General features: G+C 52.8%; 23 protein-coding genes and 3 pseudogenes. 10 read left to right on the top strand and 16 right to left on the bottom strand.

The window, feature by feature from the left end; genetic code table 11:
• Positions 1 to 92 precede the first annotated feature (92 nt).
• Both JCM12308_RS31035 and JCM12308_RS31030 read right to left on the bottom strand, forming a co-directional pair.
• Positions 93 to 1,325, bottom strand: coding sequence for a methyl-accepting chemotaxis protein (locus JCM12308_RS31035; protein ID WP_208978932.1), 1,233 nt, complete (start codon positions 1,323 to 1,325; stop codon positions 93 to 95).
• Positions 1,289 to 2,122, bottom strand: a complete 834-nt coding sequence (locus tag JCM12308_RS31030; protein ID WP_208978931.1) for a hypothetical protein — start codon at positions 2,120 to 2,122, stop codon at positions 1,289 to 1,291. Before JCM12308_RS31030 ends, JCM12308_RS31035 begins: the two co-directional genes overlap by 37 nt.
• 275 nt (positions 2,123 to 2,397) lie before the next feature.
• Here JCM12308_RS31030 and JCM12308_RS24915 point away from each other — a divergent pair, with 275 nt between their 5' ends.
• Complete coding sequence (locus tag JCM12308_RS24915; protein WP_208978930.1) at positions 2,398 to 3,159, top strand: DMT family transporter; 762 nt, start codon at positions 2,398 to 2,400, stop codon at positions 3,157 to 3,159.
• Here the strand turns inward: JCM12308_RS24915 and JCM12308_RS24910 are convergent.
• The gene (locus tag JCM12308_RS24910) at positions 3,156 to 4,046 is read right to left on the bottom strand and encodes a YihY/virulence factor BrkB family protein (RefSeq protein WP_008550676.1); all 891 of its coding nucleotides are present in this window, start codon (positions 4,044 to 4,046) and stop codon (positions 3,156 to 3,158) included. The genes JCM12308_RS24915 and JCM12308_RS24910 overlap by 4 nt on opposite strands.
• Positions 4,047 to 4,221: 175 nt before the next feature.
• On the opposite strand from JCM12308_RS24910, the gene JCM12308_RS24905 reads away from it, so the two are divergent.
• On the top strand, positions 4,222 to 5,895 hold the full coding sequence (locus tag JCM12308_RS24905) for an acyl-CoA dehydrogenase family protein (RefSeq protein ID WP_037037428.1): 1,674 nt from the start codon (positions 4,222 to 4,224) through the stop codon (positions 5,893 to 5,895).
• A gap of 30 nt (positions 5,896 to 5,925) precedes the next feature.
• Here the strand turns inward: JCM12308_RS24905 and JCM12308_RS24900 are convergent, their stop codons facing one another.
• Positions 5,926 to 6,237 (bottom strand): DnaJ family domain-containing protein, encoded by a 312-nt coding sequence (locus JCM12308_RS24900; protein ID WP_083416766.1) that lies wholly within the window; start codon positions 6,235 to 6,237, stop codon positions 5,926 to 5,928.
• Between the two features lie 237 nt (positions 6,238 to 6,474).
• On the opposite strand from JCM12308_RS24900, the gene JCM12308_RS24895 reads away from it, so the two are divergent.
• On the top strand, positions 6,475 to 6,972 hold the full coding sequence (locus JCM12308_RS24895) for a hypothetical protein (RefSeq protein ID WP_208608869.1): 498 nt from the start codon (positions 6,475 to 6,477) through the stop codon (positions 6,970 to 6,972).
• A gap of 61 nt (positions 6,973 to 7,033) precedes the next feature.
• On the opposite strand, the gene thpR is transcribed toward JCM12308_RS24895, so the two are convergent.
• The 3 genes from thpR to JCM12308_RS24880 all read right to left on the bottom strand — a co-directional run bounded on the left by thpR (position 7,034) and on the right by JCM12308_RS24880 (position 9,770).
• Complete coding sequence (gene thpR / locus JCM12308_RS24890; protein ID WP_054785431.1) at positions 7,034 to 7,570, bottom strand: RNA 2',3'-cyclic phosphodiesterase; 537 nt, start codon at positions 7,568 to 7,570, stop codon at positions 7,034 to 7,036.
• A gap of 187 nt (positions 7,571 to 7,757) precedes the next feature.
• Positions 7,758 to 8,810: an aldo/keto reductase gene (locus JCM12308_RS24885; protein WP_054785455.1), complete on the bottom strand. Its 1,053-nt coding sequence runs from the start codon at positions 8,808 to 8,810 to the stop codon at positions 7,758 to 7,760.
• 279 nt (positions 8,811 to 9,089) lie between these two features.
• Positions 9,090 to 9,770, bottom strand: coding sequence for an arylesterase (locus JCM12308_RS24880; protein WP_054785430.1), 681 nt, complete (start codon positions 9,768 to 9,770; stop codon positions 9,090 to 9,092).
• A 151-nt stretch (positions 9,771 to 9,921) separates the two neighbouring features.
• Here JCM12308_RS24880 and JCM12308_RS24875 point away from each other — a divergent pair.
• From JCM12308_RS24875 to JCM12308_RS24850, 6 genes and pseudogenes are all read left to right on the top strand, one after another.
• A pseudogene (locus JCM12308_RS24875) lies at positions 9,922 to 10,628 on the top strand (ABC transporter ATP-binding protein).
• Positions 10,625 to 13,196 (top strand): annotated as a pseudogene (locus JCM12308_RS24870) (ABC transporter permease). The pseudogenes JCM12308_RS24875 and JCM12308_RS24870 overlap by 4 nt, the downstream one beginning before the upstream one ends.
• Positions 13,197 to 13,531: 335 nt before the next feature.
• Positions 13,532 to 14,281: a Bax inhibitor-1/YccA family protein gene (locus JCM12308_RS24865; protein WP_008550595.1), complete on the top strand. Its 750-nt coding sequence runs from the start codon at positions 13,532 to 13,534 to the stop codon at positions 14,279 to 14,281.
• A 134-nt stretch (positions 14,282 to 14,415) separates the two neighbouring features.
• On the top strand, positions 14,416 to 14,766 hold the full coding sequence (locus JCM12308_RS24860) for a hypothetical protein (protein WP_054785429.1): 351 nt from the start codon (positions 14,416 to 14,418) through the stop codon (positions 14,764 to 14,766).
• A gap of 177 nt (positions 14,767 to 14,943) precedes the next feature.
• A complete protein-coding gene (locus JCM12308_RS24855; RefSeq protein ID WP_128647485.1) occupies positions 14,944 to 15,471 on the top strand; it encodes a Panacea domain-containing protein in 528 nt (175 codons plus the stop codon).
• Positions 15,461 to 15,904, top strand: coding sequence for a hypothetical protein (locus JCM12308_RS24850; RefSeq protein WP_008550420.1), 444 nt, complete (start codon positions 15,461 to 15,463; stop codon positions 15,902 to 15,904). The genes JCM12308_RS24855 and JCM12308_RS24850 overlap by 11 nt, the downstream gene beginning before the upstream one ends.
• 14 nt (positions 15,905 to 15,918) lie before the next feature.
• Here JCM12308_RS24850 and JCM12308_RS24845 read toward each other — a convergent pair whose 3' ends face one another.
• From JCM12308_RS24845 to JCM12308_RS24825, 5 genes are all read right to left on the bottom strand, one after another.
• A complete protein-coding gene (locus JCM12308_RS24845; RefSeq protein WP_054785428.1) occupies positions 15,919 to 17,151 on the bottom strand; it encodes an HlyD family secretion protein in 1,233 nt (410 codons plus the stop codon).
• The gene (locus JCM12308_RS24840) at positions 17,144 to 17,587 is read right to left on the bottom strand and encodes a hypothetical protein (protein WP_208608870.1); all 444 of its coding nucleotides are present in this window, start codon (positions 17,585 to 17,587) and stop codon (positions 17,144 to 17,146) included. The genes JCM12308_RS24845 and JCM12308_RS24840 overlap by 8 nt, the downstream gene beginning before the upstream one ends.
• Positions 17,588 to 17,757: 170 nt before the next feature.
• Positions 17,758 to 18,603, bottom strand: a complete 846-nt coding sequence (locus JCM12308_RS24835; protein ID WP_054785427.1) for a hypothetical protein — start codon at positions 18,601 to 18,603, stop codon at positions 17,758 to 17,760.
• Between the two features lie 98 nt (positions 18,604 to 18,701).
• Complete coding sequence (locus JCM12308_RS24830) at positions 18,702 to 19,196, bottom strand: GAF domain-containing protein (RefSeq protein WP_208608871.1); 495 nt, start codon at positions 19,194 to 19,196, stop codon at positions 18,702 to 18,704.
• Positions 19,197 to 19,287: 91 nt separating this feature from the next.
• Positions 19,288 to 19,620 (bottom strand): ArsR/SmtB family transcription factor, encoded by a 333-nt coding sequence (locus tag JCM12308_RS24825; protein WP_054785454.1) that lies wholly within the window; start codon positions 19,618 to 19,620, stop codon positions 19,288 to 19,290.
• A 112-nt stretch (positions 19,621 to 19,732) separates the two neighbouring features.
• On the opposite strand from JCM12308_RS24825, the gene JCM12308_RS24820 reads away from it, so the two are divergent.
• The gene (locus tag JCM12308_RS24820) at positions 19,733 to 20,647 is read left to right on the top strand and encodes a permease (protein ID WP_054785425.1); all 915 of its coding nucleotides are present in this window, start codon (positions 19,733 to 19,735) and stop codon (positions 20,645 to 20,647) included.
• Positions 20,648 to 20,702: 55 nt separating this feature from the next.
• Here JCM12308_RS24820 and JCM12308_RS24815 read toward each other — a convergent pair whose 3' ends face one another.
• The 4 genes and pseudogenes from JCM12308_RS24815 to JCM12308_RS24805 all read right to left on the bottom strand — a co-directional run bounded on the left by JCM12308_RS24815 (position 20,703) and on the right by JCM12308_RS24805 (position 23,648).
• Positions 20,703 to 21,134, bottom strand: a complete 432-nt coding sequence (locus JCM12308_RS24815; RefSeq protein WP_128647484.1) for a hypothetical protein — start codon at positions 21,132 to 21,134, stop codon at positions 20,703 to 20,705.
• A 106-nt stretch (positions 21,135 to 21,240) separates the two neighbouring features.
• Positions 21,241 to 23,078 (bottom strand): annotated as a pseudogene (gene recQ, locus JCM12308_RS24810) (DNA helicase RecQ).
• A 100-nt stretch (positions 23,079 to 23,178) separates the two neighbouring features.
• Entirely contained in the window at positions 23,179 to 23,337 is a 159-nt protein-coding gene (locus tag JCM12308_RS31935) for a DM13 domain-containing protein (RefSeq protein ID WP_244272024.1), read from the bottom strand.
• Entirely contained in the window at positions 23,310 to 23,648 is a 339-nt protein-coding gene (locus JCM12308_RS24805) for a hypothetical protein (protein WP_244272023.1), read from the bottom strand. Before JCM12308_RS24805 ends, JCM12308_RS31935 begins: the two co-directional genes overlap by 28 nt.
• Positions 23,649 to 23,859 lie beyond the last annotated feature (211 nt).

Below are 23,859 nucleotides of genomic sequence, written 5' to 3'. Positions count from 1 at the left end.
AACAAACCCGTACCGCAAAAGCAATGTGGCGCTTAGCTCCGGCAAACACCAGAGGCAAGCGCCACATTTAAAATGATAATTTGTGAAGATCTTTAGGCAGCACGCACTTTTTCAAGGAATGCACCAACAGTGTTGTTGATGTGGTCAGCCTGCCGCGAAAGCGCATCCGCCAAATCAGAGACCGTATCGCCGGTGCTGCGTGCGTTATCAGAAGCATTCTCAACCATCTGCATCGCATTGGCACCCTGCTGAGAGCTCTGCGTCGCATTCGCCACGTTTTCCGTGATCGCCTGAATAGCCGCATTCTGCTGTTCAACAGAAGCAGCAACCGCAGAAGCAATCTGGCTCATCTCGTGAATAACATCGCTCACATCACCAATTGCCCCAACAGCCTCCGCAGAAGCTTCCTGAATAGAGCCGACCTGCTGTGCAATCTCTTCAGTTGCCTGTGAGGTCTGGTTCGCCAGCATCTTCACTTCAGAGGCCACCACCGCAAAGCCTTTGCCATGTTCACCTGCACGCGCCGCTTCAATGGTCGCATTCAGCGCAAGAAGGTTGGTCTGGTTTGCAATGTCACGGATAAGGCCAACGGCCTCACCAATACGGTTGGCTGCATCACTCAGCAGACTCATAGTCTCAGCAGTTGCCTTGGAACCTTCAACAGCACGGTCTGCAACACGGGTCGACTGCTCAGCCTGCCCGGCAATCTCGTTGATGGACATAGCCAGTTCTTCTGTGGCAGCAGACGCACTGGAAACATTCTCCGCTGCATTCTCAACCGCACGGCCAGCAGACTCAGCTTCTTTCGAAACATTGTCAGCAGCAGATCCCACATCATTAGAAGCTTCACCCAGACCATCAGCAGCACTGTGCAAGCTGTTCAGAGCCTCGGCAACGGTCTGCTCAAAGCCCATAATGAGCGTATCAACCTGCTCGGCTCGTGCTTGCTTTTCAGAGTTTTCATGATCCTGCTGTTCACGCAGCTTGCGGCGTTCTTCAATGTTGTCGCGGAACACCTGCAGCGTCTGCGCCATCGCAGAGATTTCTTTGCCACCTTTATTGAGGGGAATAACCGCAGAAAGGTCGTTCTTCGCCAACAGCGCCATGGCATTACGCAGCGCATTCAGATTGCGCAGAATGCCGAAAATCAGCAGCGATCCGAGAATAAACAGCGTCAGCGCAATACCACCAACGGCAACGCCTAGATAAAGGTTGGTCTGCTGGGTCGTCTCGGTCAAGCGCGCCTGCGCATCACTTGCGCCCTGTACAGCAGAGTTCTTCAAATCATTCAGGCGTGGTGGCAGAAGATCGAACAAGTTCGCCAACAGCTCTGAGCTGGTTGCCCGCTTGTCATAAGCTTGGTGTACGCCTCAAACGCCTTTTTATAGGCCGCCATGTTGGTTTTGACCTTCTCGGCCACAGCCGGGTCAATCTGTGCTCGGGGAATGGTGCGCTCATAGCGGGAGAACGCCACTTCAAAAGCGCCCTGAGAATTCTGGCTCCCAGTGATCGCATAATCCAGCTGCGCACGCGCCAGATCACTAAACGTATGCATCAACTTCAGCGTATTGGGGTCTTTGCTGCGTCGATGCTTCTGTTTTACCGCGGCTTCCGCCTGTGAAAGTGAAGCGGAAAGTTCCTTTTGCAAACCTCGGTCTGCATCATAGCCAAGCGTGGACTGATAACCGTGCAGCATCTCAAAAGCGCCACTGATCGCATCAATCGTGTCGCGTGCGTCAGAAATTTCCAGGAAGTAATCCATGGCAACAGGAAGCGCATTCAGCTCCTGCAGTTCCTTCTGCGCTTCGCCAACAAGCTCGTCGAATCGGCTCTTCAGGCTATCGCTCGGCACATTTTCATAATCTTTTTGGGTGGATTGCAGGACGCCCGCCGTAATGGCAATTGCCTGACTCAACTCAGCAAGCTCGGTGTAATCCTTGGACTGCTGGAAGGCGGCTTCCGTTTGCTGCTGACCCCAAAGATAAACCAGCCCAACACCACCGAAACCGATAAGTGTCAGAATACCCAGTGTAATTGCCCGAAACCGAATACTTGCATTCCGGGTGGACGAGAAAAATCTATTTCCCGTAGATGAAATAGCCCGCTTCCAATCTACTCGCATCGGAGACCCCTGTACCGATAAAATTACTAATAGTATTTTTAATTATTACTCACAGGTATAGGTTCAAATCGTTTAAAGATTACAAATAATGCATCGCACAAATGATTTTGTTGCTCATCCCACCCAGCGTCATGTGCCAAAGACGCTTAAAAATAAGACACACCATTGCTCTCATTCACTAAGTTAGTTCCCATTATTTTCGTTTTGCTCTGGTCGACGGGTTTCATCGGCGCGCGCTTGGTGCCCCTTATTCTGAGCCCTTCGCCTTTCTCAGCATGCGCTTTCTGTTGGTTTTGCCGTTGATGGGCCTCATCGTCTGGCTCTCCGGCAGAAGCTTCGCACTCACCCGCAGCCAGATCATCCACGCCGTGATTACCGGCATGTTAGTGCACGGCGCATATCTCTCAGGTGTGTTCTGGGCCATCGATAATGGCATGCCAGCAGGCGTCACAGCACTCATCACCGGCCTGCAACCCTTTATCACCGGCACCCTCGCCTATTTTCTGCTGAAAGAAGATGTCACCCCACGCCAATGGGCAGGTCTCGCTGCCGGCTTCGTTGGCATTGTGCTCGTCATCCTGCCAAAGATGGGAAGCGGTGTCGCGCAAATCCCTCTCTGGACGGTTCCAGCAGCCTTCGCTGCTACCCTCGGCATTGCCTTCGGCACCACATGGCAGAAACGCCAGCCTATGAACACTGATTTGGTCACAGGCACTTTCTACCAGTACTTCGGCGCGCTTCTCGTCACGCTGCCACTTTCCATGACAGAGAGCTGGGAAATCACGTGGTCTGGAGATCTTATCTTCGCTCTGGCTTGGCTGGTGATTGTGCTCTCAGTAGGTGCCGTATTGCTGCTCATGTACCTGCTCCAGCATGGTGCAGCCTCCACCACAGCAACGCTGTTCTATCTCACCCCTGTTGCAGCAGCTATTGAGAGCTACTTCCTCTTCGGTGAAACGCTCAACGCGATACAGTTGGTAGGCATGGCAATCGTTGTGGTCGCAATCGCGGTGTGTCGGCCAAAGCAGAAAGCTTAGTTCTCGTCTTCAGCCTCTAAGCAAGGACCACCCTCCACGCGCTGATTCACACGACGCACCCGCATCAGTGCCGCGTTGAACTCACCGCCCAGAATAAAGATGACGGCTGTCAGATACATGAAGATGATAGCCGTCATTATACCAGCCAGACCGGCATATAAAGACACGTAGTTCGCCCACCGCGCCAGATAAGCACCGAACGCTGTACCTGCCACGATCCAGAGGATCATCGTCAAAGCAATCCCGGGCAGCACTTCAAGGAAGCGCCGTCGACCAGCTGGCAGATACATATGCGCAGCCAGCAAGGCAAACAGCAGCAGCAAAGATGTAATGCCATAGCGAACGATATTTGCCTTGTAGCTGAACTTCTCCATCACCGGGGCCAGATGAACCGCCCATTCCCAAGCCAGAGGCCCGAAAACGATCAGGAAGGTAGAAACCATCAGAACCGCCGTCCCAATCAGCACCGCGAGGATGGATTGCGTCCGGCAGAAAAACCAGCTGCGGTTATCTCGTACACGATAGGCACGGTTCAACCCAACCCGCATAGCCTCAACGCCATTGGACGAGAACCACAGCGTGACAACCACACCAAAGGTCAACAAGTCCCCACGCGGCTGGGTCAGAACAGCTTTGATTTCACCAGAAACCGGACCGGCCACACGCTCGGGCCAAACATCAAAGATCAACTCTGTCGCACTTTGAGCAACTGAGTTCAGTCCGAGAAAGCCAGAGAACGCGGCAACAAAAATTAGGAAGGGAAACAGAGCCATCAAAGATGACAGAGCCACATGGCTGGCGACAGCATAGCCATCATCAGAGTTGAAATGCCCGAGAGCATCTGCAAGCACCTGATACGATTTTCCCCAAAGGCCGCGTTTCTTCATAAAACTGATCTGGTCTGTCTCTTCGTGAGTTTCAAGTTAGATAATAGGCCCGACTTCAAGAAATATTCATGAAGAAAGCTCCCACCTTTAGGGCATTGCACAAATACACATCCCATTTAAGTTTGCAGTGCACAATGACCGAATGGATTGAGGGAGGCAAGCTGTGTCGGAAACGGTGAATACACTAGAACAAGCAGACGCACCATCTAAAGAAACCCGTGCTCTGGCGCTTAAATCACTTGAAGCCCTGCTGGGTATCGCACGCAAAAATGTAAAACAGCGCGTACTCAAAGATGGAAGAATTGCCTCCGCACTCATGGAGCAGGAACAGCGCGCCACCCACGGTTTGGCTTGGCTCGCAACCTACGTTGAAGCACTCAAGCAGCTCAACGCCTATGGAGAGCGACTAGCAACGGAAGGCACCTTCGGCGAAGTGGAGAGCCTGATCCTGCGCATCGGCTTTGCAGAATACACTGCTCAAGTCTTCGGCGGCCTGCCAATGAGCCAGGGCGAGATCCTGCGTTTGTCAGACCTCGGCATCAGCCGACAAGAAGCCAACAGTCATCACACAGATGCAGTGGAAGCCGTAATCGCAGATGGCTCACAGCCAGCCCTGCGCACGCGCCTTGCAGAGCTCATGCAACATGCAGAAGGCAAGTCCACCATCGGAGCAACCGGTCTGGATGAGACCTACGAGCAAATTCGCGAAGAAATGCGCAAGTTTGCTGAAGCAAAAGTCACCCCGTTTGCTCACGAATGGCATCTGAAAAACGAATATATCCCACTCGAGATCATCAGCGAAATGGCTGAGATGGGCGTATTCGGTCTCACAATTCCTGAAGAGTTCGGCGGAATGGGCCTCGGCAAAGAGTCCATGTGCGTGGTCTCAGAAGAGCTTTCCCGCGCCTATATCGGCGTCGGCTCCCTCGGCACCCGATCCGAAATCGCAGCAGAACTCATTCTCGGTGGAGGCACTGAGGACCAAAAAGCCAAGTGGCTGCCACGCATTGCTTCTGGCGAAACCCTGCCTACAGCTGTGTTCACTGAACCAAACACCGGCTCCGACCTGGCATCGCTAAAAACCCGTGCCGTGAAAGAAGGCGACACGTGGAAGGTCTACGGCAACAAAACCTGGATCACGCACCCGGTCCGCGCCGACATCATGACCCTGCTCACCCGCACCAAACCGGAAGAGCCGGGCTACAAAGGCCTGTCCATGTTCATCGCGGAAAAGCCACGCGGATCAGACGAAGAGCCCTTCCCGGCAGAAGGCATGTCTGGTGGCGAGATCGAAGTGCTCGGCTATCGTGGCATGAAGGAATACGAAATCGCTTTCGACGGGTTTGAAGTCAAAGATGAAAACCTGCTGGGTCAGGTAGAAGGTCAGGGCTTCAAACAGCTCATGCAGACTTTCGAATCCGCCCGCATTCAGACAGCAGCTCGCGCAATCGGCGTTGCTCAGTGCGCTTTGGATCTCGGCCTGCGATACGCTCAGGAGCGTATCCAGTTCGGGAAATCGCTCATCAACTTCCCGCGCGTATCTGATAAGCTGGCCATCATCGCCTGCGAAACCATGATCGCCCGTCAGCTCACCTACTTCTCTGCTTGGGAGAAAGACAGCGGTCGACGTTGTGATCTTGAAGCAGGCATGGCGAAACTACTTGGCGCACGCGTAGCTTGGGCAGCAGCGGATAATGCCCTGCAAATCCATGGCGGTAACGGCTTTGCACAGGAGTACCCGATTTCTCGCGTACTCTGCGATGCACGTATTCTCTCAATCTTTGAGGGTGCAGCTGAAATTCAGGCGCAGGTCATCGCTCGTCGTCTGCTGGACGAAACTGAGCTGTAAGACCTGCTCTAACCAAATAGGGAAGCGCGATTATTTGCGTCGCGCTTCTTCATAAACTGAAAGTTCAAGGCGCTTATCCATGAGCGCCTTTCTTATTTCAAAACGCTCGTCACTTTTGGTCGTGGTTTTAAGCTGGTCTTCCAATGTGGAGATCTCGCGGCGCAGCGTCAGTTCTCCCTGAATGCTACCACCAGCCCCATTCACAACACTCATTTGCGCACTACGAGCAAAGTTTGTCCCGGACCTTCTGGGGATTGGTTTTCCCTCACCTTCAAGGTGATCCATAGAACCATTCATCTGTGATCGGCGTATTTGTTGCTCGATTAGTCGATCTATTCCCATAAAACAGACCTCTATCCTTTGTTTTTATTAGAGCATTCTGTCCGAACACTGTGGCTGCAAAGTGGTCATTTGCAATTTTTCTTAATTTTATCGATGAATGCAATTAACTCACAGTCGCACCAAATTATCGATTTTAACTTTACGGTAATAAATACACCATCCACAGTTGCATTATGCAATTTACGCGCTACATTTTAGTTAAATTTTTATTTAATTTATATCGGAATGGAGAACGCGATGTTGCGGCCTCTTATTGTTGCAAGTTGTTTCTTAGGGTCAGCATTGGTTTTAGCTGGCAGCACCTGGGCACTCACACAGACCCGTGCCACCGGTCCTGGCCTTACGCAAATCAGCGCTCCTTCTAAAAATGCATTGAAGCCAATTACGGGCGATAGCAAACTAAAGCCCTACCCGGCCAAGTCTGCTCTGAAGCCGCTGAAAGCTAAATCCAAGCTCGTGCGTTATGAGCCAAAATCCAAGCTCATCCGCTATCCAGTCAAAACAGCTAGTAAGACCATTCCGCCCCAACCGAAGTCACTGACCTACGCGCATGTGACAGGTGTTCTCAGCTATGTCCCACGTGAGAAATTGGACGAGCTTCTCGCCTTTCTCAACAAGGACATCTACCAGCTCACAGACACACACTCAGCAGCAGGGCTGGTGCATCAGACCTCGTGGCGGCTGGAACAGCAAGGCGACCAGATGATGGAGAAGGTCTCCTCCTACCTGCCATAAGCAGCTCAAACTGCAGAGGCGAGCAACACCAGCACGCCTCTTCGCTTTTGCGCCAGCTGCATCAGGCAGCCAGCGGATAGCTCTCCTCCACCAGATACGGTCCGCCACCCACTGCCGCTTTCGCAGAGTAGAGCACAAACCGCCCAGCGGTAAACGCGGGCGCAGAAAACTCACCACGCATCTCAAGCCAATGCGCCAGTTCTCCGGGTGAAGTTCCCCTCAAACGAGCCAAAGTCACATGCGGTGTATACTTGCGACGTTCCGCTTGCAGGCCGAGACGTTGCAAAATGCGCTCTTGCTCCGCTTGCAACTCCGCAAGTTCTTGAGTCGGCTCTACACGTGCCCAAAGCGCATGAGGCTTGCTACCCCCAAACGTTCCAAGCCCGGTCAGCTTGATCGTCAGCGGTGCACGATGAACCCGCGCCAGCTCATAGGCAACTTCATCGGCAATGCGATCATCAATGTCGCCAATAAATCGCAATGTGATGTGGTAGTTTTCGGGGTCGACCCAACGAGCGCCGCGCAGTCCTCCGCGCATGAGGCTCAACATCATCCCGGTGCTCGATGGCAGCTCAAGGCCAGTAAAAAGACGAGGCATATCAGGACCCTCCGCTAATGCAGATGATAAATTAGCTCACGTTTAGCGCCAGAGTACAAGCAGAAAATCACAGCTCTACGAACATCAGGGGATTTTCTATCCAACCCCATTCACAAAAAAGCCGAAGCCCCTCACAGGCTCCGGCTTCCTATTAGTCGTCAGAGGACGAAAGCAGTTACCCTGTCCCTTACGGGCAAGGGTTAGTGTACTGCAGGTGGATCTCGTTGATCCGTTTTTCGATCTCTTCTGTGATTTCAAAATCAGCAGCACCGATGTCTGTCGCCAGCTGTTCCATGTTGGTTGCACCGATAATTACGGAGGTCACGAAAGAACGGGAATGCGCAAACGCCAGCGCCATCACGGAAGGATCAATGCCCAGTTCCGCAGCCAGATCGCAATACGCATCAATCGCTTGCTGACCAAATGCATTCTCATAACGACCAAGGCGTTTGAACAAGGTCTTACGCGCACCAGCAGGCAACGCGCCATTGCGGTATTTACCGGTCAGATAACCCTGTGCCAGTGAGGAGTAAGCCAACAAGCCAACGTTCTCACGATGAGCAATCTCAGCGCCACCCACTTCAAACAGGCGGTTCACGAGAGAATATGCATTCTGGATGGACTGAACGCGCGGAAGACCACGAGCTTCAGATTCCTGCACAAACTTCATAGTGCCCCATGGGCTTTCGTTGGAAAGACCGATGTGACGAACTTTACCGGCTTTCACCAGTTCCTGCAGAACCTCAAGGGTTTCATGGATCGCGTTTTCATCTTCAGCCGGCTCCACAGCCTGCCAGATGTTGCTGACAGAACCAAAACCAGAAACGTTACGGTCTGGCCAGTGCAGCTGATACAGGTCGATGTAGTCTGTCTGCAAACGCTTCAGGCTGCCATCAACCGCTTCCATGATCTGCGCACGGGACAGCTGGCTGGTAGAGCCATCCTTACGGTGCCAGTCCTGCACAGAACGGCCAACAACCTTGGTTGCCAGAACGACTTTGTCACGGTTGCCGGATTTCTTGAACCAGGTACCGATAATCTCTTCCGTACGCCCCTTTGTCTCCGGCTTAGGCGGAACAGCGTAAAGCTCTGCGGTGTCAAAGAAATTGATGCCCTTCTCCAGGGCATAATCCATCTGAGCGTGACCTTCAGCTTCGGTGTTCTGTTCACCCCATGTCATCGTACCAAGACAGATGCTGGAGACGTTGAGGTCTGTACGCCCCAATCTACGAAATTCCATATATTCCCCGTTTGCAGCCCAAGGCCGCTTCTTGTTTTTCACGCCCCTCTGCCGGGCGTAGAGGACACTGAACCCGTCTCGTCCAAAGACAAGAGATCACGCCCCGAATTCGCTGCTGAATCTGCCATTGGATGGAGGTCGGCAGAAAAAGAGGCTCAGCGGTCATCACCAAGCGCTCTTTGAAAAGTAGGCAGTGTTTTTCCGACAAGAAGGCGCAGTAAGTCAATACTTTAAAGCAGACTCTGCGTACCAGCATGAAGTCGGAGTGCTCTCAGCCTTTTAAGATTTAGTCTGTTCGATGAGCATTTCAACGGAAGGCAGGATCTTTTCGACAATGATCGAAACCCCCTCACCTGTCGGGTGCATGCCATCGCCAAGGTTCAGCTTAGGCTCCGCTGCCACACCGTCCAGAAAGAACGGATAAAGCAGCGCATCATGCTTTTCAGCCAGATCACCGTAAATGGAGTTGAACTCCTGACCGTACTGATCACCCAGATTAGGCGGCGCCATCATACCGGCAAGCAACACCGGAATATCGCGGGAGCTCAAGCGAGCCAGCATTGCATCAAGGTTTTTGCGGGTTGTTGAGGGATCCAGACCACGCAGCGCATCATTGGCACCCAGCTCAAGGATCACACCATCAACATCATCACCGATGGACCAGTCCAACCGGGAAAGGCCACCCGAGGTGGTATCACCAGAAACACCAGCATTCACAATCGTGATGTTGTAACCTCGCTCTTGCAGGGCTTTTTCCAGCTTTACAGGAAAGGCATCTTCAGGTGGCAATTGATAGCCTGCGGTCAGACTATCGCCAAACGCGACCAGCTTCACCGGCTCGGCTCCATCCTGCGCCATTCCGGCAGAAGCACCCGTAAGAGCAAGGCCCAGCGCAACAACGGCACCACTGAAAAAACGTAGCACACCAGATTTAGCTTCAACTTTTCGTGATCCAGACATTCAAATACCTTAGATTTTTTCAAACCGAGCTGGACGATGCAATCCACCCTACCCATATGCTTCCCAAGTGCGGCTGCGACAAGAGCAGCCAAGCAATTTATTATAAGATGTAATTCAGGGATTTGCATCGCCTGCACATCAAGGTGGAAGAATGACAGGTAATCCGGCACTAGACTTAAACGGCGTTCATCTTAGCCTGGGCCACGGCGCAGGCCGCACCCATATTCTTAAAGGCATTGATCTTTCTATCAACACCGGCGAAAGCGTTGGCCTCGTCGGCCCATCCGGCTCAGGTAAATCTACCTGCTTATGGTCATGGCAGGCCTCGAACGGGCTGACAAAGGCACCGTAAAGGCCGCCGGACAAGAGCTGGGCGCCATGAACGAAGACGAGCTCGCCCGCTTCCGCGGCCAGAACGTTGGCATCATCTTCCAGTCCTTCCACCTGGTCCCAAACATGACCGCTCTTGAAAATGTTGCTGTTCCACTTGAGCTTTCCGGCGATCCAAAAGCCTTTGAGCGTGCGAAAGAAGAGCTTGAAGCTGTTGGCCTTGGTCACCGCCTCAACCATTACCCAACCCAGCTCTCCGGTGGTGAACAGCAGCGCGTCGCCGTTGCCCGCGCTCTCGTCACCGACCCGGAAATCCTCATCGCCGACGAACCGACCGGCAACCTGGACGAAACAACAGGTGAACAGATCATCGAACTGATGTTCAACGCGCAGGAGCGCAAGAACACCACTCTGGTCCTTGTCACCCACGATCCATCTCTGGCAGACCGCTGTCAACGTAAGATCCGCGTGCATTCCGGCACCATCGATGAAGAAACACCAGCCGTACGTGAGGTACGTGCGCGATGAGCCAAACCACCTCCAACGGCTATCAACCCGGCTTTGGCCTCGCAGCCCGCTTCGCCCTGCGCGAAATGCGGGGTGGCCTCAAAGGGTTCTACGTCTTCATCGCTTGTATCGCACTGGGCGTGGCCGCTATCGCTGGCGTTGCCTCCTTCTCCCGTGCGCTGACGGAAGGCATCTCCGCAGAAGGTCAGGCCATTCTGGGCGGCGACCTTTCATTCTCTCTAATCCACCGCGAAGCCACACCAGATCAGTTGGCTTACCTGAACAGACTGGGCGCCACCTCCCAGATCTCCAGCCTACGCGCCATGGCTCGCACGGATTCAGCGGGCAACCAGACGCTTGTGGAACTGAAAGCGGTTGATGATCCTTACCCGCTTATCGGCAATTTTGAGCTCACCTCCGGCAAAGAACTGCAAGAAACCATCAATGGCAGAACGGAGGGCCTGCGCAACGCAGTGGCAGAAGTCGCCCTCCTTGCACGCCTTGGTCTTGAAGTTGGCGACGAAATTTCCGTCGGCAAAACCAACTTCCGCATCGCCGATACCATTGAGCTGGAACCGGACAAACTCTCTTCCGGCATGACGGTTGGTCCGCGCCTCCTTATCTCACAGGAAGCTTTGCAGGAAACCGGCCTGGTCCAGCCCGGCTCATTGATCCGTTATATCTACCGCGTCCGTATGGGCTACAACGTGCCAGAAGCACAGTTGCAGCAAGCCATTGATCAGACAAACACTCTGTTCCCAGATGCAGGCTGGCGCATCCGCTCCAAACTGGAAGCAGCTCCAAGCCTGCAGCGAAACATCCAACGCTTCGCTCAGTTCCTAACGCTCATCGGCATCACCTCCCTTGTGGTTGGCGGTGTTGGCGTGGCGAATGCTGTACGCAGCTACATGGATACCCGCCGTGAAGTCATCGCCAGCTTCAAATGCCTTGGCGCCTCGGGCGGATTTGTCTTCAAGGTTTACCTCATTCAGATGATGGTCCTCGCAACCATCGGCATTGTGGTTGGAATGGCGTTGGGAGCCTAATCCCACTCGTCGCCATGGCAGCCTTACAATCCATCCTGCCTATCAATGCAGTGCAAGCAGTCTACCCGCTCCAACTGCTGCTTGGCATGGCATACGGTTACCTGACGGCCCTCGCCTTCGCGCTCTGGCCACTTGGCAGAGCCCACGACATCGCACCAACAGTTCTGTTCCGCGACGAAGTGAGCACCCGTAGCCGCTATCCAAAGCCGCTCTACATCGCAGGTGCTGCGGTCACGCTGGTTCTGCTGGCAGGCCTTGCCCTCGTCATGGCCTACGACAAAACCATCGCCCTCATCTTCATCGGTGCATGTACAGGCACCTATCTGTTGTTGCTGGTGGTCGCCCGCCTCATCATGCAGCAGCTCGCAAGGTACCAACAGTCCGCTCAACCGAGCTGCGCCTGGCAATCACCAACATCTATCGCCCCGGCGCTTTGACACCTTCCGTCGTGCTCTCTCTCGGCCTTGGTCTGTCTCTGCTCGTTGCACTTGCCCTCATTGATGGCAACCTGCGCCGCGAACTCAATCAGGCTGCACAGGAACAGGCACCGAGCTTCTTCTTCGTAGACATTCAAAACCACGAAAAAGACGCCTTCCAGTCTCTGATTGCGGAAAAGGCAGCTGGCACAGAGTTCAACGCTGTCCCAATGCTCCGTGGCCATATCGTCTCGCTGAAGGGCATTCCCGCTGCGGACTATCCGGCTCCACCTGAAGCAGAATGGATCCTGCGCGGCGACCGCGGCATCACCTACTCCGAGACACTGCCAGAAAACTCAGTCATCACGGCTGGCGAATGGTGGCCGAAGGATTACACCGGTGAACCGCTGGTTTCCTTCTCTGATGACAATGCCCGCGAACTGGGCCTGAAGGTCGGTGATACGGTCACTGTGAACGTCCTCGGACGCCAGATCACAGCGAAGATCGCCAACTTCCGCACGGTGGACTGGGAAAGCATGTCCATCAACTTCGTGATGATCTTCTCGCCCAACACCTTTGCAGGCGCACCGCACACCCATCTGGCAACCGTCGGCTGGCCGGGCGAAGCCACCTTGCAACAGGAGCTGGACCTGCTGAAGGAAGTCACACAGGCCTTCCCAACCATCACCTCGATCCGGGTGAAAGACGCCATCGCACAGGTGAATGAGCTTGTCGGCCAGTTGGCGTGGGCTATCCGTGGAGCATCCTCCATCACACTGCTCGCAAGTGTGCTCGTGCTGGCAGGTGCATTGGCCGCAGGACACCAGAGCCGCATCTATGATGCTGTTATCCTGAAAACACTGGGCGCCACACGTGGTCGTCTCATCAAGGCATATATTCTCGAATATCTGATCCTTGGTGGAACCACCGCCATTTTCGCCCTGTTTGCGGGTTCTCTGGCCGCTTACTTCATCATCACCGGTGTGATGGAAGGTACCTTCACCCTACTGCCGATCACCGCAATTGCGGCGATCATCGGTGCTCTCATCTTCACAGTTGGCTTCGGTCTGCTGGGCACCTGGAGGGTGTTGGGAGAAAAACCTGCACCCGTTTTACGAAATCTGTAAAACTCCGTGGACTGCATCAAGTAAAAAAACGTTGATCGACGCAGATGCAGTCCACATCTCTCAGAATTATTTATTAACAGACCAACTCTTCTATTTTCCGGCTAAGGTCTTGCAGCACCTGCAACATTACAATCGGTTAATAATAGGGTCCGGTTTTACCAAGTTTATACCAAAAGACCTTGTCGTGAGGGCCAATTCTACAAAAATCAGTAGGGTGCACCCTTGTCTTACGCCCTTTTTCCTACCATATTTGCTGATATGTAACTCGGGTCAGTCACCCGTGCTGTTTGGTGCGTCCAACAGCGAATATGTGTTTAACAAGAGAGAGGATCCACATGGCGACCTTCGACCGCAATAATTCTACGCGGTATGGAATGGCTGGCTCTCATGCCAATGCAGCCGCATTTGACGCTGGTCTGCGCGCCTACATGCTTCGCGTTTACAACTACATGGCGATCGGTATCGCAATTACCGGCGTTGTAGCTTATGCAGCCTTCCAGATGGCTGTTTCTAACGGAGCACTGACAGAATTCGGTGTATTGCTGTTCACCAGCCCTTTGCGCTGGGTAGTAATGCTTGCTCCTCTTGGCTTCGTGTTCTTCCTGAGCGCACGTATCCATAAGATGAGCGCATCAGGTGCACAGCTTGCATTCTGGCTCTTTGCTGGCGCGATGGGTCTGTCCTTGTCGTCGATCTTCCTCGTCTACACTGGTAACTCCATTGCTCGTGTATTCTTCATCACCGCAGCTTCCTTTGGCGCGCTGAGCCTGTTCGGCTACACCACCAAGAAAGACCTCTCCGCATGGGGCTCCTTCTTGTTCATGGGCCTGATCGGCATCATCATCGCGTCTCTGGTCAACCTGTTCCTTGCTTCTTCTGCCCTGCAGTTCGCAATCTCTGTGGTTGGCGTTCTGGTGTTCGCAGGCCTCACCGCTTACGACACTCAGCAGATCAAGGAAATGTATGCTGCTGTTGATGACAGCGAAGTAGCAGGCAAGAAAGCCATTATGGGCGCGCTGCGTCTGTACCTGGACTTCATCAACCTGTTCATCATGCTTCTGTCCCTGTTCGGCAACCGCGAGTAATCGCAGCCGCTATCAGGCGTACACTTCAAAGAAAGCCCGAGGCACCCGCCCCGGGCTTTTTTCTTGGCCAAGTACCAACGCAGATATAGGCTTCAACCACACACCCTCCACTGCCCCACACTGCAGGACACCAAATGTACGGACCGCTCTCACTCTTCTATTGGTATGAACGCAAAGTCTTCCAGTTCAGGAACTTCCACAAAACCAACACGACCATCGCCGAGCGCTACTACATGATCGTGGGAATTCTAACCGCCATCGCAGCTATCGCAATCGCCTTCGTTATGCCCATCATGCTGTTTCTTGCAGGAATTGCCTATATCCTGCTGCAACCATTTAGCTACATAATCAATCGGGCCAAAGAGAAACGAAACAGCGTTTACAACTCAGCTTTCCCGCGGAAGCGGTGGTACGGCGCAGCAAATCAATGGAAACCTAACACTGTGCAATCCGCCTTGGTAAAAGCCGTATTCCCTGATTTATAGCCAGTAAAATGCAGCCAACACGCACAGATAACCACAACGTAACCGCTTAGTTTTCAGGGGTACAACCAAATTTCACTAGCCAAGATCAGTAAGAAGATTTATTTTCTTAACGTAGCGTATCATATGTTTTTCTAAGCAATTTTCTGCTTGTTCCAACAGCATTTGTAGGGGCAAAAAATGCCAAGACATTCGCCTTGTGCCATCGCCAATGAATTTTTAAGACGTCGTGGTAGTCCTACCTACCCTTCCCAGATGTACATTCAAAAGCTGGTGGCAATTGCGAACGGATGGAACCTCGCAATCAACGGCGAGCCTCTGGTCAGCGAAGCACCGCAAGCATGGGTCAACGGCCCGGTCTTCAGGCAGATATGGGACTTTGTGAAGGAAGGCGGCTTTAAGGGGCCAAACAGCGAAATCGTTGACCCCATCACAGGCCAGATCATCACTTCAAAAATAAGCGGTAATGAGGAAGAAATCCTCGATCACGTTTGGAAGAAATACCGCAACTACACACCACAGCAACTGTCAGATCTCACCCATCAGGCGAATTCTCCATGGGCCTATGCCTATTTTGAAAAGGGGAGAAACGCAGAAATCGATACAGAACGCACTCGGCAATACTACATCAAACTCGCCTTAGCAGGCCGCTCCAATGCAGAACAGGAGCAGGCCCTACAAACAGCGGGTCGGATCAATGCCGCCTAACGACACTTTCGACGACACGCTCGACAAACCTCTCACCGTTGATGATATCGACGCTGCAGCCCTTAAGCTGCCCATAGAGGTCGACCCTCCAGCCAAGATCGGCATGGAGCAGTTGCTGAAAGACCGGCAGGCCCTTTCTGACGACAACACCCAGCTGCAGAACGAGCTCATGGAGCTCAAATCCAAACTCGCCACCAAGCGCGAGCTGGACGCCCTTATCAAACCCTACGCAGGCAAAGCCTACTGGTTCATGTGTGTCTATTGCGGCACTGTCGCGCTCATCCTCGTGCTCGCAGGCTTCAAAAACGTCTACGGCAACTCGTTCATTCTGGCAGACAGCGTGCTGGAGTTCCTCGTAGGAAGCACAGCAACCACTGTCATCGGCCTCGTCGGCATGGTCCTCACCGGCATCTTTGTCGGCGCCAGAAAGTAGCGCACCTCACCCAATCAGTGACCGGATAGCACCAGCACCTTCACTGGGAAGGCAAGCGCCTGGAAGCGTAAGATCAGTGCATGCATGATCGAGGTGGCATCCACCATGTGGTAGTAGAGCCCACCCCAGAAGCCGAACTCGCCCGCCGCAATCTGCTCACCATAGTTGCTATAGGCATTGGCAATACACTTGCTGCCCGGAGGGATACCCTTCGTATCATCCTCATAAAGCGGCTCCATGATCACTAGTAGCGTTCCCGGTCGCGCAACATCCTGTGCATCCACGAGCTGGTCTGTCGGGCGGAACTGACCGGAAGAGATAAAGTCCTGCGTATCCACCACCACCATGGGGATGACCTCAAAGGGCCGCGACGCACAGGTGATCTCCGCCGCCATCCCAACTTTGATCACAGAAGCCGTAATCTGACCAAACCCAGCCTGAAACCGCCCACGCCCCGTTGAATCTGGCACAAGAATACCAGCTGGGCGCAGAATAGGACTGACAATATCTCCCGGCTGTAAAATGAACTGAGTCACCACGCCATCAACGCCCGCATACACGAACTTCTTGTGATAGGCAGACTCCGCCTGATGCAGTCTGGCAATCGCACTGGTCCGCTGCGCTGGCAGGCTCACGGTAATCTTCGTCTGCACGATATCCCGGTTGGCAACAGCTGCATCCAGCTGCCCTTTACGCACCACCACCTGGTTTTCACGCGTATCGATTTCTTTCTGCGTCACCACATCAGAATTACGCCGCTGCAGATCCAGCGTCCGCTCCAACTCGCTGACAGCCTGATTATAGGCACCCTGCGCCTGAGAGATCATGGCCTCTGCGCTGATCAGCTCAGAGTTTGCCAAAGCAATCTCGGCATCAATCTCATCCACTTCACTCTGCGCCGTATCCACCTGCGCCTTCTCCGTGGAAGAATCCAACGTAAACAGCAGCTGCCCAGCTTTCACGTGCTGATTGTTCTCCACCATCACCAGATCAACCCGCCCGGCAGTTTCCGGAAGAATGGAAACGGTACGGTACAGCGACAGTACGTTGGATGTGGTTGGGTGATAAAAGAAAACCAGCGTGATCAAAGCGATAGTCAGCATCAGCGCACCGGTAATCCCCCAGCGCAGCTCATACCAGACCGTGAAAAACGTAATCTCATGCCCAATCCGCTTGCCCTGCCGATAACGACGAAACAGATAGTCCGGCAGGATCGTCACAAGCGAGCAAAGAAGAAACTCAATCATCCTGTTTCTTCCCCTTTATCGTCTTGCGCAAAGACTGAGCGATGGTGTTCAGCGGTGTCTCGTAATCCGGCAGGTTGATCGCAGCCAGCAGCAGCGCAGCAATCCAGAAATAGTTGTTGTGCGTGAACAGCGCGAGCACAGCCAGTATGGCCACGATCTGCATGTGCGATCGCCCGTACTTATGCGCCATCTTCTCCGGCAAAGCATGAAGGGAAAAGTAAAAGACACCCGCCAGCAACACGGCGCCAATGGCGATGAAGATGGTCACCACCATCAAAACATCTGTGCTGCCCGGTGCAGTGATAAAGATCGGAAGATGCCCAGCAAACTGCTCATGTTCGCCACCAGAAGCCATAGCCAAGTCCGCTCGTCTCTCAGGGGTTTCATGACACCAGCGCAACAACACCGGCAGGATGGAGCATCTTTCATGCCCCATTCATGGTTACCCTGAGAGAAACGGACGAGGAGAAACTCAGCGAAAATGGAAGGTTTCCAGCCTTAAGGTAAAAGCCCGCTAAGCGAAAACAGGCGAATTCACATATAAACTTAGGCGTCATCTGTTTTCATCAAATCATGACGCACAGATCAAAAATGCATTTAAGTAGCTTAATCGCTAGCCTTACTCTTAGACTGTCCAATTATGATCGAGGCTGCACCTTTGCATTGACGCTGCAGCTTTTCAAAAGCAGGACGACAGTCTTTCTTTAAGTTTTGGAGAGGGCGCAGGATATTACTAAGCACCGCCGCATTAGAGTTTAGCTGCTTAGCTAACTCAGACCCTGAAGTTTCCCCACGAATGTGCTTGGATACTATCTCAGCTTCGGTCTCATAAAACTTCGCCATAGCATGCCAATTTGCTGCTGCTGCAATTTTTGACATCTGAGCACTTTCAAAAGCATTCACTTTCAGAGCCCACAAAAGGTCTTTGTCACTTCCCCTAAGATTGTGTTGTGCCGTTTTCTGATAGTTAAGCTGAACGTGGCCCCGCAAACACAAAAGAAAGCATTGTTTTTCAACTGGGTTCAAGTTTGGGATGATTTCTTGCGCAGTCGGAACGTAAAGTTCTCTTTGAATGTCACTAGACCACGTTTTAATTGCATCCCCCCGCTCAACTTTTGCAGCCAACCGCTCCCAACAACTCACTAAATCCTGATAGTCATGCCTCGGATCATAACACCCAGCAACAGCACTACTAAGCTCTTGTCCATCATAAGAGATCATCGCCTCATAGATTTTTGCGAGCGCTTTGATTTCTCTGGGATGTATTGCCTTTAGCTCAGCAATACAGGCCTCTTGAGAACGATCACGAAGAGTACACCGCTTCATAAATCTCTCAACATGCGATTGCTTCAAGCGAACACTAGCTTCAAAAAGCTGATTCAAATCTTCAGCAACTGAACCTGAGCTAAAGGCGAATAAGACAAGTATCGCAAAAATGTGTCGAGCTAACATAAACGTTCCCAATCAGATGACATCTCGCGCGTTTATAAGAAAACTCCGACAATTGCGATGATGATAGTACTGAGAGTTATTATGTTCGCACTGTTTAATCAAACAGCAGCCAGCTCTTCCCGCGCTTTCATGAAGAGCGGTGCCAATGCCTGCGACAGAGCAAAACTCTTCTCAGCATCAGCTTCGGTGTAAGCGTGATCCGCATCCAGCAGGTTCACCGTACCGATCACCTCACCCAGCACCACCACAGGCAGATTCAGCGTAGCACCAAGCCCCATGGCTGCGATCTTCTCGTGATCGGGAAAGTAATCCTTCACATCATCGATGGTGTATCCCAGAAACGGCTTTTGCTGCACCAGCACCCGTTCATACCAGCCACCTTCTTTTTCAATTGGCTTGGTACCGGATGTCCCATAGGAGTTCTCTGCACTGGAATACAGCCGCACCACATGGCTTCCGTCGGGATGCGTCACCGTCAGCGTAAAAAGCTTGTAACCGGGAAATTTGGAGAACAGTTCGCCCGCTTTTTTCGCGGCCTCCTGCAAGCTGGAGCTACCCGCTACAGCCTGCACAAACGCAATATGATCAACCACTTCAAATACCTGCAATCTTGAAATGCAGATAGTTTAGCGGCTCACCCGGTGCCTTCAAGTCAGAGAAACTCAACTAAGCCATTGCCTTGGGTCAGTCCCGGTTCAGCACCTTGAAGTCCCCCTCATCCGCCGAGAACTTGTCGTCGATACAGCACTCTTCGCGCAACGTTTGCAGCACCTGATCCAGCTGCTCATACTGCGCCACGCAATAAAGCACACGCCCTTCACGGCGCTGCTTGATCAATCCGGCAGACGCCAAACCAGACAAATGGTGCGACAGTGTTGAGCCCGGAATTTCCAGTTCTTCCTGCAAAGTGCCCACGGCAAGGCCTTTATAGCCAGCTTTCACAAGACGCTTGTAAATTGTTAACCGCGTCACATGTCCCAACTCTTTCAGAGCCTTAGCCGTTTTTTCGATATCCATCTCGCTCACCAGCATTTCTTATATTTCGATATTACTAGAAATATCTTGACATGAAAAGCTTTCATTCTATTATTTCGATAAATCCGGAAATATAGTAATAAGGATCACACCCATGTCACTGTCCTCGGAAATGCTCATAAGCAGCCTGGAGATGTTTGCATTCCTTGCTGTGGAACTAACCATCCTCTTTCTGGCAATCAGCTACTTCGTTGGCATCTTGCAGGAGTACATTCCACCAAGCCGCGTGCAGAAGATCCTCAGCAGTCAAAACGGCAAAGGCTATGTCACAGCAGCAGCACTCGGTGTCATCACCCCGTTCTGCTCCTGCTCCACCATTCCGTTCTTGAAAGGCCTGCTCCGCGCCCGCGCTGGCTTTGGCACCATGATGGTCTTCCTGTTCGCCAGCCCACTGCTGAACCCGGTCATCATCGGCCTGTTCGCCATCACCTTCGGCATTCAGGTAACAGTATTCTACTTCACCATCGCATTGGCAGTTTCCATCATTGCGGGCTACACGCTGGAAAAGCTTGGCTTTGAAAAGTTCGTGAAAGAAGAAGCCTACGCGGCCCCATCCACCTCCTCATGCGGCAGCAGCTGCGGAGGCAGCGCGCCAGTACAGAGCAAGTGGGCAAGAGTTTGGAACTCAACATGGACCGACTTCAAGAAAGTCCTGCCATACCTCATCGGCGGCATCGCCATTGGCTCCGTCATTTACGGCTTCATGCCAACAGACTTGGTGTCCTCATGGGCAGGAAAAGATAACGTCTTCGCCATTCCGGTCGCCGCCGTCATCGGCATCCCACTCTACATCCGCGCAGAAGCCGTCATCCCGCTCACCGCAGCACTGGCTGGCAAAGGTATGGGACTGGGCGCCATCATGGCCCTCATCATCGGCAGCGCAGGCGCCAGCCTGACAGAGGTGATCCTGCTCAAGTCCCTCTTCAAAAACCAGATGATCGCCGCATTCCTCGTCGTCATCCTCGGCATGGCAGTGAGCGCAGGCGTGCTCTACTCACTGATCTTTTGATCCCAGAAAACACCAGAAACTCAGCATGCACAAAAAAACAGGCCTGAGTTTCTGGCTAATCAATCAAGGATTGGCAAAAATTTACTCTATATGCATCAGCTGCAATTTTCTTACGCTGATCCGGGGACAGCATAACCCACCCCTCCCCATCAACGATCCTGCGAGCTTTATCAGTAAAACTTTCCCATATCATTCCGAGAGCAAATTCTAAACTTGGTGCATCAAGATACTCTGCAAGATAGTAGCTTAATTCTTCGCCAACAGTCTCAGGACTACGCCGTAGCTCGCCTAGAGTTGTATGAAGCACTGCATAGCCTCTTTGAAAATGAACCTCATGCTCATCATTCGCGACTATCTTTGCCAAAGCAGAACAATGCCAATGAGCTGTACCCTCTTCGATTTGCTCGAGAGTACTTGCCGCTTGAGCAGAGTTGGTAACCAGCATAGTCCCAATGAAACTGATGAAGAACACTAAACGCCACATCAATCTATTCCTCCCAATAAATCATTTCATAGCTTCCAGAAAACACCAGAAACTCAACAACTCATACAAATCAGCCCCTACTAACAATCAGGTTAGTAAGGGCTGATTTTTAATCTCGAATGATCTCCAGAAAGGCCGGGCCGAAGCGTTCCAGTTTGGACTCGCCGACACCTGAAATCTCCAGCATCTCTTCAAGTCGCTGCGGACGTTCTACCGCCATCTCGATCAGAGTCTTATCGTTGAAGATCACATAAGGCGGAACATTCCGCTCCCGCGCCAGCTCCATCCGCCGCGCACGAAGTTTCTCAAACAGCTCCTGATCCGCAATGTCTTCAATCTGAGCCTTTGCCGGTGCTTTCGCACCCCGCTCGATCTTGGCTGAGTTGGCAAGCTGATCCACCTTCAGCTCAATAGTCTGGCGCTCTTTCAAAAACGCCATGCCCATCGCCGTCATCTTCAACGCCCCATGGGCATCATGGTCCGCAAAGATAAGCCTGCGGCCAACAGCTGACGAGTAATCGCATTCCATTGGATCTTGGTGAACTCACCGCCGATATCAAAGGTCGACAGCTGGTCATGTCCACGGGAGATAATCCGCTCATTGGCATTGCCCAGCAAAACATCAATCACATAGTTCGCACCAAAGCTTTGCCCGGTGCGCAAAATGCAGGAGAGCAGCTTTTGCGCGGCGATGGTGCCATCCATAGTCTTCGGCGGGTTGAGGCAGGTATCACAGTTGCCACAAGGCTCGCACTCATCCCCGAAGTAGCGCAGCAGAACAGAACGCCGGCAGGTCGCCGTTTCACAGTAAGCGAGGAAAGAGCGCAGCTTTTGCCGCTCAATCTGCTTCTGGTTCTCAGGCGCCTCGCTGCGGTCAATCATCTGGTTCAGCAGAACCACATCCTGCATGCCATAGATCATCCAGGCTTCAGACGGCAGACCATCGCGCCCAGCGCGGCCTGTTTCCTGATAGTAAGCCTCAATGTTCTTCGGCAAATCCAGATGCGCCACAAACCGCACGTTGGGCTTATCAATGCCCATACCAAACGCAACAGTCGCCACCATAATCAGGCCTTCTTCCTTGATGAAGCGATCCTGATTGGCCTCACGTACTGAGTTATCGAACCCTGCATGATAAGGCAGAGCATCAAACCCTTCTTCCACCAGCCAGGCAGCCGTCTCCTCCACCTTCTTGCGCGACAGGCAGTAGATGATGCCACTCTCACCTGCAGGACGCTCTTTGAGGAACCGACGCAACTGCTGCTTCGGGTTATGCTTGATGCCCACGGTGTAGGTGATGTTAGGGCGGTCAAATCCTGAGGAGATCAAACGCGGCAGATTGAGCCGTTCCTGAATGTCCTTCCGCGTCGGCTCATCCGCCGTCGCCGTCACCGCCAAGCAAGGCACACCTTCGAGTTTTGCCCGCACATTGGTCAGCTCGCGATATTCAGGGCGGAAGTCATGGCCCCACTGGCTGATGCAGTGCGCCTCATCAATCGCCAGCAGAGCAATCAAGCCCCGCTGGTTCAGCTCTTCCAGCAAACCAACAAACTCAGGCCGCACCAGACGTTCTGGAGCGACATAGAGCAGATCCAGCTCCCCAGCCCGCAAATCACGATAGGCAGCCTGAACTTCATCATAGGAAAGAGCGGAGTTGATGGATGTCGCCCGCACGCCAAGCTCGCGCAGTGTCGCGATCTGGTCCTGCATCAGCGCAATCAGCGGCGAAACAACAATGCCCACCCCACGACGACACAAGGCAGGCACCTGATAACACAGAGACTTCCCCGCCCCTGTCGGCATAAGAACACAGCAGCTCTCGCCAGCCATCACGCTATCTATCACAACCTGCTGATTGCCGCGAAATGCGTCATAGCCGAATACTTTTTTCAGAACATCATTCGGCGAGGCAACAATATCTTGCGTGGGTGTCATGAGCAGCAGCACTTACCTGAAGAAAATGGAGAGGTAGCCTCTACCTCTACCCTTCTGACCCAACCACGCAAGAACTATCTGCCACTCGGGCACATAAACTTCGGGCCTCTGATCACCGGTACTTGGCTGCGGAGATGAACTCGCCAAAGGTTTCGCACCACACCAGCACGGTGTTGTACTTCTCAATATCAACGCCCTCCGGCACATCCAGCAGGAAACCATCAAAGGTTTTGACATCACCAATCAGAACAGAGTTGCCTTTGACCGGCAGAAACTCATCTTCGTGCTCAACGAACTCATGAACCAGGTAAACCTTGTAATCAGGCCCCGGAGCAAGACGGCCTGATGCACAATCATGGTTGGAGAAACGCTCACCTTGCCCTCACCCCAATGCAGGAAGTCACTGCCGCGCTGGTCGCGGCTGAACTCCGCAGTGTACTGCGCGTTTTGAGCTTCCTGCTCCAGCACGGCTGTCTCAGGAGAATCCGGCGCTGTCAGGATCGGCAGGAAATAGACCCCAAGCGCAAAGCCAACAGCCAGCACTACGGTGTGCGAAACGAGCAATGCAACAAAACGGATCATAAGAGTTCTCTCAGTCTACAGGTCAAAATCACTTGATCGCAAAAGCGATCACTTCAATTTGTCTAACAACCATGCGTTGGGAAGGCAACAAACCTACCCCTTTGTAATCAATCCCAAAATCTCAAAACACTGTGAGATGTCGTGAAAGCACTGCTCCCACCCAAAGAACGTACATTTCACATCCTTCAGGCAAACCACCATACAGAAAAAC

Origin of the sequence: Pseudovibrio denitrificans JCM 12308 (assembly GCF_001310815.1) — a bacterium.
In the GTDB taxonomy this organism is placed as follows: domain Bacteria; phylum Pseudomonadota; class Alphaproteobacteria; order Rhizobiales; family Stappiaceae; genus Pseudovibrio; species Pseudovibrio denitrificans.
Note: the sequence above shows the minus strand (reverse complement) of the source record. Positions and strands in the feature narration are given on the sequence as shown.